The sequence below is a fragment of the Bullifex sp. genome, from assembly GCF_034103065.1.
Classification (GTDB): Bacteria; Spirochaetota; Spirochaetia; order Sphaerochaetales; family Sphaerochaetaceae; genus Bullifex.
In genome coordinates, this window is the sequence record NZ_JAXEGN010000278.1 from 1 (window position 1) to 8216 (window position 8216).

Sequence of the window (8216 nt, forward strand, 5' to 3'; positions counted from 1 at the left end):
TTAGCAAGCTTAGCAATTTCAATATCATGTGGAGGAGTAACCTGACCACCATCTGACCAGTAAACCTTATATCCGTTATACTTTGCAGGGTTATGGCTAGCTGTAATAACAATACCAGCAGTTGCCTTCATGTGTCTTACTGCGAAAGATAGCATTGGTACTGGATGAAGGGTATCATAAAGATAAGTTTTAACTTTATTAGCACTTAAAACTAATGCAGCAGCTTTAGCAAATTCTGGGCTATAGTGTCTTGAGTCGAATGCAATAACTACTGTTGAATCAGAGCCAACAGATAAGCAGTATTCAGCAAGACCTTGTGTAACCTTTCTTACCATAAAGGTATTGATGCGGTTTGTACCACCACCAATTACACCGCGCATACCTGCAGTACCAAAAGCTAATGCTGTATAGAATCTATCATAGAGAGATTCATAATCTTCATTCTTTAAAGCTTCTGCTACTTCACTTCTGAATACTTCATTCTTCTCACTATCGAGGTAGACATGTGCCTTTTCTACCACTTCCTTTTTCATCTCATCAGTTAACACCATCTTTCAGCTCCTCTATTGTGTTTACTAGTTTAATCCCTTGTTTTTCAAATTTTTCAATCATCTCTCTTGGTCTAAAACCCCAAGTAACAAGAATACCCTTTTCAAGATGAGCATTGATAATTGTTTCTCCATCTACCTCACTGTCCCCAACATAAATAACTTCTTCAATAGGAACACCTGAGAGCTTTGCAAATATCTCAACACCCGCCTTATCAGGCTTTAGAGGTATTTTATCACAAAAACCTTGAATAAAAGTAAAATTTATATCAGAAAATAGCTTTTCAACTATTTCTTGAACTAAAACATCACTTTTATTAGATAGGACACCTAAGGCATATCCATTTTGCGACATTGATTTTAAAAATTCCGTTATTCCATCATATGGTTTGGAATAAACACAAGCATTGTTTTTATAAAATGATATTAATTCATGATAAAGAATATCTATTTCATCCTCAGGGTATCTTGCTCCAGAGAAAGCTAAGGCACCAATGAGTGCATTTTTTAATCCCCTACCCACAACACTCATACATTCTTCTCTTGAAATCTCGCGGTTATAGGTAAGTTTTACTGTATGATTAATAGCACATCTAATATCTTCAATTGTATCAACCAAGGTTCCATCTAAATCAAAAAGAATAGCTTTTTTCATAAAATTAATTGTAAATAAAATATGTTAAAAGTGCCATACCGAAAGCTCGATATGGCACAAAATATCATTAACCTTCTTAGATATATCTGGACCTTAAGAAGGAAACAGCCCTCTTGCACCACCCAAGTGACCTATTCCTCTTTCATGCAAAACAGTAAACATCATCTCTCTGAAATATGCAGAAAGTGCATCAAGTTCTGTTGCATTAAACTTCCTGTCTCTATCTGATAGGAGTTTTTCAATTATTTCGCTCATTTTAATCTCCTTTTAATTGTATTTTGTATACAATATACATATAACTATAATTTTAATCTGTCAAACAAATACCTGTTTAATCCAAGTAAATTGCTGGTAGAAATTCTACAAATTGTATACAAAATGCAAAATTGACGACTACAATCTTATCTGATAAGCTAAAGACAAGGGGGAAACCTATGAAAATCGTTTCGACATCACTTTCAGACCAAGCTTATGAACTTGTAAAAGGCGAGATTCTTAAAGGCACAATTAAGGCAGGAAGCAAAATCAGTGAAGATGCTCTTGCAACTCAATTTGGTGTTAGCAGAACTCCAATTAGAGAAGCTATAAGAAGATTAGCTGAATATGGTCTTGTAACTCTTTCACCAAGGTCTCATGCTGCAGTAGTTAAGATTAGTGATAAAGTAGCTCAGGATATTGCTTCTTTACGAATTAATTTGGAGTTTTTCGCCATTGACAACTTACAGGAAAATCTCTTTGATAAAAACTTCTCAAAACTAACCCAGCTTGCTTCTGATTGCCAGCTACAGCTTTCAAATGGAGAAAGAGATAAAGCCTTTGAGCTTGATAGTGCTTTTCATTCTCTATTAATTGAATGTACCGATAACCAAGCTCTTATTGAAGTATATTATCGCTTAGATCCAAAAATTCAGCTCTTAAGAATCGAACAAGATTTAAGTCCTGAAAGTCTTTTATCCTATCTCCAACAGCATACCAAACTCTTATTGTTACTAAAGAATAACGAAAAGCTCAAAGCTAAGAAGCTAATTAGAGAGCACATCACTCATCAGTGAACAAGACGCCAAGCTTTGTTTAAGCATCTCTTTGCATTTGCAATTACGATGCGTTCATCTTCTCCTGGAAGTGGCCTTACTTCAAAGCCTAGAAAGTTATTTCCTCCTTCTTTTAAATATCCGAAATCCTTTAGATGCTGCAGAAATATAGTAAGCTCTGCAGTATCATTTTCACCCTTTTCATAACCAAATCTAGGATGCATATCTCCGTACGCTACATTATTTTTATCTTTAATTGATGTATTACCAATGTGAGCATGCTTGATATAGTCTCTTATAGGAGTTAGGTTTTCTTCTATTGTTTCCCCAATCATAGGGATGTGTGATAAGTCACACATAAAACCAAAATTATCAATATCCTTTACCTGTTCTAAGAATGCTGTAACTCTGTCAATTGGACCTAGTAATGAACACTTATCAATTGTATGGTCAAAGATTTCAAGTGTTACAGTAATATCAAAGTTTTTCGCATATTCACAAAGATCTCTAGTACTCTTTGCAAGAGCAGCAATGTGTTCAGCTATTTTATTTTTATCATAAGTTCTTGATAAAAACTGGAATTCTTTGGCTCCAATTGTATGCGTTTCATCAATACCTTTCTTTAATTCCTCAACTGCCTTTAATCTTTCACTCTCATCTAAAGAGTTAATATTAAGCTTATTTTTAAAAAGTCTTGAGTGACCACAATAGGTATAGTCCATATGAGCACTTTTTATTAATGAAACTACTTCATCCATTAAGCCTTCAAATGGCATTTGTGATATTTCAACACCTTCAAAATAATCATCATAAAGAATAGTTTTTAGTTTTGAGATATATTCCTCTTTGCTTTTAATAAAATGAAATCTCTTATTTACATTATTATTGGCTTTTACACTCTTTAATTTGTACGCAACATTTACTTCTAAGAAAAGAAAAAAAGTAAGCACAATAAGTTTCCAAGCAAAGTGCAAGGAAATCGAAGATGAGTTATTAAGGATTCAAAAACAGAGGAAGCTAAATTTTTCATATATTAAAAGAATGGCTAACGACCAAGATGAAGTAATAATCCTAGTTAAAGATTTAAAAAATAAAGTTGCTGCTATTGCTATGAAGGATGATATTAAGACATTTTTCTTTTCATCTTTTAGAGGAGCAAATTGCTTCTACGAGAAGTCAAATAAGAAAATATTGAGTGCTAAAGTTGAAGTAACAATTAATGATGATATATTTACATATAATTTTGGAACTAAACCATTTAGGCAAAATGGAATTATTGGAAAAGTAATAATTGAAACTTGTGAAGAATTTGTTAAAGCATTAAATGATATTAATGAGCCTTAACATTTGCTAAGGCTCTTATATGGTAATTATTAAAGTGCTTTAGTGTAATAAAGTAAGTTTTCCATAGTTAAAGCTAAATCGTTCTTTGCTCTAACTCTTGCTTCCTTATAGGTAACAGCAACTCTGTTAATTGAGAAAATACCAGTAACACCTTCTTTGTATGCGCCACTTACATCGTCTCCGATATCACCAACGATAGCTACGACCTTAACACCCTTTGCTTTTGCTTTTCTAGCAACACCAATTACAACCTTACCTCTAAGGCTTTGACCATCAATTTTTCCTTCGCCAGTGAAAACAAAATCTGCACCATCAAGTAAAGAATCAAAATGTACAGTATCAAGAACAGTTTCAATTCCCATTTGTAGTTCAGAAGAGAAGAATGCAACCATGCCACCACCCATTCCACCGGCAGCTCCAGAGCCTGGAATATGCTGAACATCAACTCCACAGTCTCTAATCATTACTTCAGATAACTTACGCATCTTTTCATCAAGTTCTTTTACCATATTTTCATTGGCACCTTTTTGTGGTCCATAAACTGCAGGTGCACCTTCTGGTCCATAGAAAGGATTATCAATGTCACACATTGTAACAATTTTAATCTTCTTTAGTCTTTCATCGATTGTTGATGTATCAATCTTTGCAACCTTATCCAATGTTGCTCCAACAGGAATAAATGCTTTTCCTTCGCTATCTAAGAAAGTTACTCCACATGCTGATGCAAGACCACACGCCGCATCATTTGTAGCACTACCACCAAGACCAACAATAATCTTTTCAACACCCTTACTTGCTGCATCGATAATAAGCTGTCCAACTCCGTATGTTGTTGTCTTTGATGGATCCTTTCTATCTCCTACCATAGGTAGGGCAGCTGCTGCTGCCATTTCAACGATGGCAACATTACCAGGTAAAATACCATAGTAACCATTGACACTTTCACCCATATAAGGGCCTGTAACAGTTTTAAATACCTTCTCTCCACCTAAAGCTTCAAGGAAGGCATCAACGCTACCCTCACCTCCATCAGCTACAGGAATTGAGATAACATCACACTCTGGGTATGCTTTTAATATTTCTTTCTTCATTATCTGACAAATTTCAGCTGAAGACATTGTACCTTTAAATGAATCAGGGATAAGGATTACTTTATTCATGTTTACTCCTTTTGCTAATATAATAACCGTTTTATTTATCTTAATAAATGAATTTATCTCTTTTTAATGTATACAATATACGATTATTATAGCTCTATCAAGAAAAAAAAGGATGTTGAAGAAAAAGTTTTCATGAATTATTATTTTTCCACTATGTATAACGTAATACTTAAGCCAAATAAAGAAAAACAGCTTTTAAAGCACCATCCATGGGTTTTTTCTGGAGCTATTGATAATATTGAACCAAAATTTGTAAATGGAGACCTTGCAAAGGTATTTTCTTCTGATAATAAATTCATTGCGTATGGTTACTATGATGAAAAAAGTCATATTATTTTGCATCTTCTTAGCTGGGATGAAAAAATAATTCCAGATGATTCATTTTTGCTTGATGCACTAAAAAGTGCAATTTATAGAAGAAAAGATCACTTTAACAAAGATAGAGATAATGCATTTCGCTTAATTCATGGAGAAGCTGATTTCATACCAGGACTAGCTTGTGATGTTTATGCATCACACCTTAAGTTAATTGTTTCATCACGTTATGCGTATTATAAAATTAATCTAATAAAAGATACTCTAATTAAACTGCTTAAACCTAAGACTATTACAGTTATTATGGACAAAGAGTATGCAAAAGCAGAATCTCTTCCTCAAAAAATCTTATACTTTGATAAAAATGGAGAAAAGGTAGAAGAAGGAGAAAAAACAATTTCCTTCTATGAAAGTGGAATTCGCTTTGAAATAGAAAATACAAATAGCCAGAAATCTGGTTTTTACTGTGACCAAAGAGACAATAGAAATATTGTTGAAAGCTACTGTGAAGGAAAAACAGTTTTAGATGCATGCTCTTACACTGGTGCATTTACACTCCATGCCCTTCGCGGAGGAGCACTAAGTGTTGATGCCTTAGATCAGTCTGAGAGTGCACTTAGACATCTTCTCTATCAAGTTCACTTAAATGAAGATGAAGGTATAATTCCACCTTCTTCTCGTGATAAAGTTACTATAAAAAGCTGTGATGTATTTGACGAGATGAGAAGAATTGAAAGTAATAAATATGATTTTATTATTCTCGATCCGCCTAAGCTTGCCGCAACTAAAGGAAAGCTTGAAAATGCATTAAAGGCCTATAAGGATTTAAATAGAAATGCAATGTTGAAGATAAAAAATGGTGGTTTAATTGCATCTTTTTCTTGCTCAGGATCTGTAACTCGTGAAATTTTAAGACAGCAAATTGCATATGCCGCAGCAGATGCAGGTTTAGAGATTCAGATTATCAGGACCCTCAGTGCAGGAGATGACCACCCTATTAGAATTTCATTTCCAGAAAGTGAATACCTTAAAGGTTTTATTTACAGAGTTATTCGTTAGTTTTTTTCTTCTTTTTCTTCTTCTTAACTTTGGTAGTTTTATCCCAATTGTTAATTATGAATGATCCTACGATTGAAACTAGTGCACAAATAACAAGTAAGAATACCCAAGCATAAAATTTATCTTGATGAGGAAGTCTTACGTTCATTCCGAAGAAACCTGTTATGAATGTTGGAAACATTAATGCAAGAGAAATAATAGTAAGACGTTTCATTATGATGTTCATATTATTTCCAAGAACTGAGCTAAAGGCTTCCATCGTACCTGTTAAGATACTTGAATAAATATTTGCCATCGCAATAGCCTGTTTATTATCTGTTATTACATCATTTAAAAAATCTATTTCATCTTCACTATTAAGCTTAAATAGTGGAGTTTTAGATAACTTTTCAAGTAAACTTTCATTAGTTGTTAAGCTTGTTGTTAAATAAACTAATGACTTTTGGATATCAAGTAAGCGAATAATTTCATCATTAGAAACAACATCATGCAAACGCTCTTCAACAATATCTTTTTGTCTGTTGATGTACTTTAGCATTCTAATAAATACAAGTGCTGAACGACCTAAAATTGATAAAACAAAGCCTTCCTTTGTCGCCACAGGGTATTGCCTAAATCTTCTTTTTGCAAAGTCCTCTAAAACAACACTATCCCCCTGGCAAATAGTTATTACTTTATCTTTATAAAGAATAATACCAAGCGGAATTGCATTTTGAATTAATGGAGAATCTTGATCTTCATCATCAAGTGGAATACGCACGATTAAGGCAGTATAGTCGTCTTCCTTCTCAATTCTTGACTGCTCATCTTGGTCGAGTATATCGGCAAGTAAGTCAGAGGAAATTAAATATTCTTCTGTCAATACAGATAAATCTTCTCTGTTGATATCTCTGACATCAACCCAAGTATAGTTCCTCTTATCATCATTAGCTCTAATTGTTATCATTTCTGCACTCCCCAAAATACCATCTAGATAGGAAGTGAGATAATATATTAACCTACCTGAAGATGGATTATGTTTATTATTAATTTAGAACTAGGCAACGGGTTAGCATCATCTTTAGTAGACATAATCCAAATCTCCTTATAAAAAATACACATACACTATAATGCAATAAGTAAATTATTGGAAGAATAAAAAATTAAATATCTGTATCCCATTGAATAAAAAGTTACGACTCTTCCATTATTTTTTTTAGTACTGCAACTAATTATAATCCCAGTTGGTTTTTGTATTGAACTATCGATTAATTTAAATTTAGAGTTTATAACATAAGGTATCAACTTTTGACTTAAAATTTTCTTTAGATAAACTAGAGATATCAATTACACAGGGTGGTGTAATATTTCTACTATTAAAAAAAATTAATAAGTGTTTTTACAACACCTTCATAATAGGAATTCTTAGCATATTTAACTACATAATTATGAACTGCCTCTCCCTATCATCTCCATCTAATGTTGTCTTATAATTCATTACGAACTACTTTATTAGTTCATCTTTGTATTTCGTAATCAAAAGAAGTTAATCTTAGCATTATATTTTGCATTTTTATCTAAAATATTTCTATTTTATACCCAGCCTCATTAAAAGAAGCTGAGTATAAAGTTTTAAGATTAATAGCTTAGTCCTAATTTCTTAGCAATAGACATAAACTCTTCTTTAGACAATCCAGAGTTAGCAATTGCACAGGAAGTTGTTATATTTCCACTATTAACAAGATTAATAAGTGTTTTTACAGTACCTTCATTGATGCCATCAGCTTTGCCAATTTTAATGCCATCCTCTTTTCCAATTTTAATTCCATCATCCTTACCCTCATCATAGGATTTTGCTGCATACTCTCTAATTGCTTCACAAACCTTATCTTCACCTTTTTGTGTTGTCTTATAATACATCGTACACTCCCTTATCACTTGATCTTTCATATCACTGTAATTGTAAGAAATTAAACTCTGCATTAGATTATTTAAATCTTCTCGACCTTTATTTTCTGCATTTACATAAATGATATTATTACCATCTTTTAATGGCAAGTTTATTTCTTTTTCTTTCCTTATAAACTCATATAATTGTTTTCCAAGCCCAAAGATATCCTTTTCC

The 8216-nt window shown here is 32.8% G+C and carries 9 protein-coding genes and 1 pseudogene; 3 read left to right on the forward strand and 7 right to left on the reverse strand.

All coding sequences use genetic code 11. The features are described 5' to 3' along the window. From SOY52_RS10475 to SOY52_RS10485, 3 genes and pseudogenes are all read right to left on the reverse strand, one after another. Nucleotides 1–551: pseudogene (locus tag SOY52_RS10475) on the reverse strand (phospho-sugar mutase); the annotation flags it as partial. Continuing rightward, the gene (locus SOY52_RS10480) at nucleotides 538–1203 is read right to left on the reverse strand and encodes an HAD family hydrolase (RefSeq protein WP_320848901.1); all 666 of its coding nucleotides are present in this window, start codon (nucleotides 1201–1203) and stop codon (nucleotides 538–540) included. The pseudogene SOY52_RS10475 and the gene SOY52_RS10480, both read right to left, overlap by 14 nt. Before the next feature lie 93 nt (nucleotides 1204–1296). Next, nucleotides 1297–1458: a hypothetical protein gene (locus tag SOY52_RS10485; RefSeq protein WP_320848902.1), complete on the reverse strand. Its 162-nt coding sequence runs from the start codon at nucleotides 1456–1458 to the stop codon at nucleotides 1297–1299. A gap of 179 nt (nucleotides 1459–1637) precedes the next feature. On the opposite strand from SOY52_RS10485, the gene SOY52_RS10490 reads away from it, so the two are divergent. Beyond that, complete coding sequence (locus tag SOY52_RS10490; protein ID WP_320848903.1) at nucleotides 1638–2255, forward strand: GntR family transcriptional regulator; 618 nt, start codon at nucleotides 1638–1640, stop codon at nucleotides 2253–2255. Here SOY52_RS10490 and SOY52_RS10495 read toward each other — a convergent pair. After that, the gene (locus SOY52_RS10495) at nucleotides 2249–3184 is read right to left on the reverse strand and encodes a sugar phosphate isomerase/epimerase family protein (RefSeq protein WP_320848904.1); all 936 of its coding nucleotides are present in this window, start codon (nucleotides 3182–3184) and stop codon (nucleotides 2249–2251) included. The genes SOY52_RS10490 and SOY52_RS10495 overlap by 7 nt on opposite strands. A gap of 91 nt (nucleotides 3185–3275) precedes the next feature. Between SOY52_RS10495 and SOY52_RS10500 the strand changes: the two genes are divergently transcribed. Beyond that, nucleotides 3276–3578, forward strand: a complete 303-nt coding sequence (locus SOY52_RS10500; protein ID WP_320848905.1) for a hypothetical protein — start codon at nucleotides 3276–3278, stop codon at nucleotides 3576–3578. A gap of 29 nt (nucleotides 3579–3607) precedes the next feature. On the opposite strand, the gene SOY52_RS10505 is transcribed toward SOY52_RS10500, so the two are convergent. Then, nucleotides 3608–4738, reverse strand: a complete 1131-nt coding sequence (locus SOY52_RS10505; protein ID WP_320848906.1) for a glycerate kinase — start codon at nucleotides 4736–4738, stop codon at nucleotides 3608–3610. A 153-nt stretch (nucleotides 4739–4891) separates the two neighbouring features. On the opposite strand from SOY52_RS10505, the gene SOY52_RS10510 reads away from it, so the two are divergent. Continuing rightward, nucleotides 4892–6112: a class I SAM-dependent rRNA methyltransferase gene (locus tag SOY52_RS10510; protein WP_320848907.1), complete on the forward strand. Its 1221-nt coding sequence runs from the start codon at nucleotides 4892–4894 to the stop codon at nucleotides 6110–6112. Here SOY52_RS10510 and SOY52_RS10515 read toward each other — a convergent pair. Both SOY52_RS10515 and SOY52_RS10520 read right to left on the reverse strand, forming a co-directional pair. Further along, complete coding sequence (locus tag SOY52_RS10515; protein WP_320848908.1) at nucleotides 6102–7058, reverse strand: magnesium transporter CorA family protein; 957 nt, start codon at nucleotides 7056–7058, stop codon at nucleotides 6102–6104. The genes SOY52_RS10510 and SOY52_RS10515 overlap by 11 nt on opposite strands. A 671-nt stretch (nucleotides 7059–7729) precedes the next feature. After that, the coding region (locus SOY52_RS10520; protein ID WP_320848909.1) for a hypothetical protein at nucleotides 7730–8216 on the reverse strand (487 nt) is incomplete at its 5' end.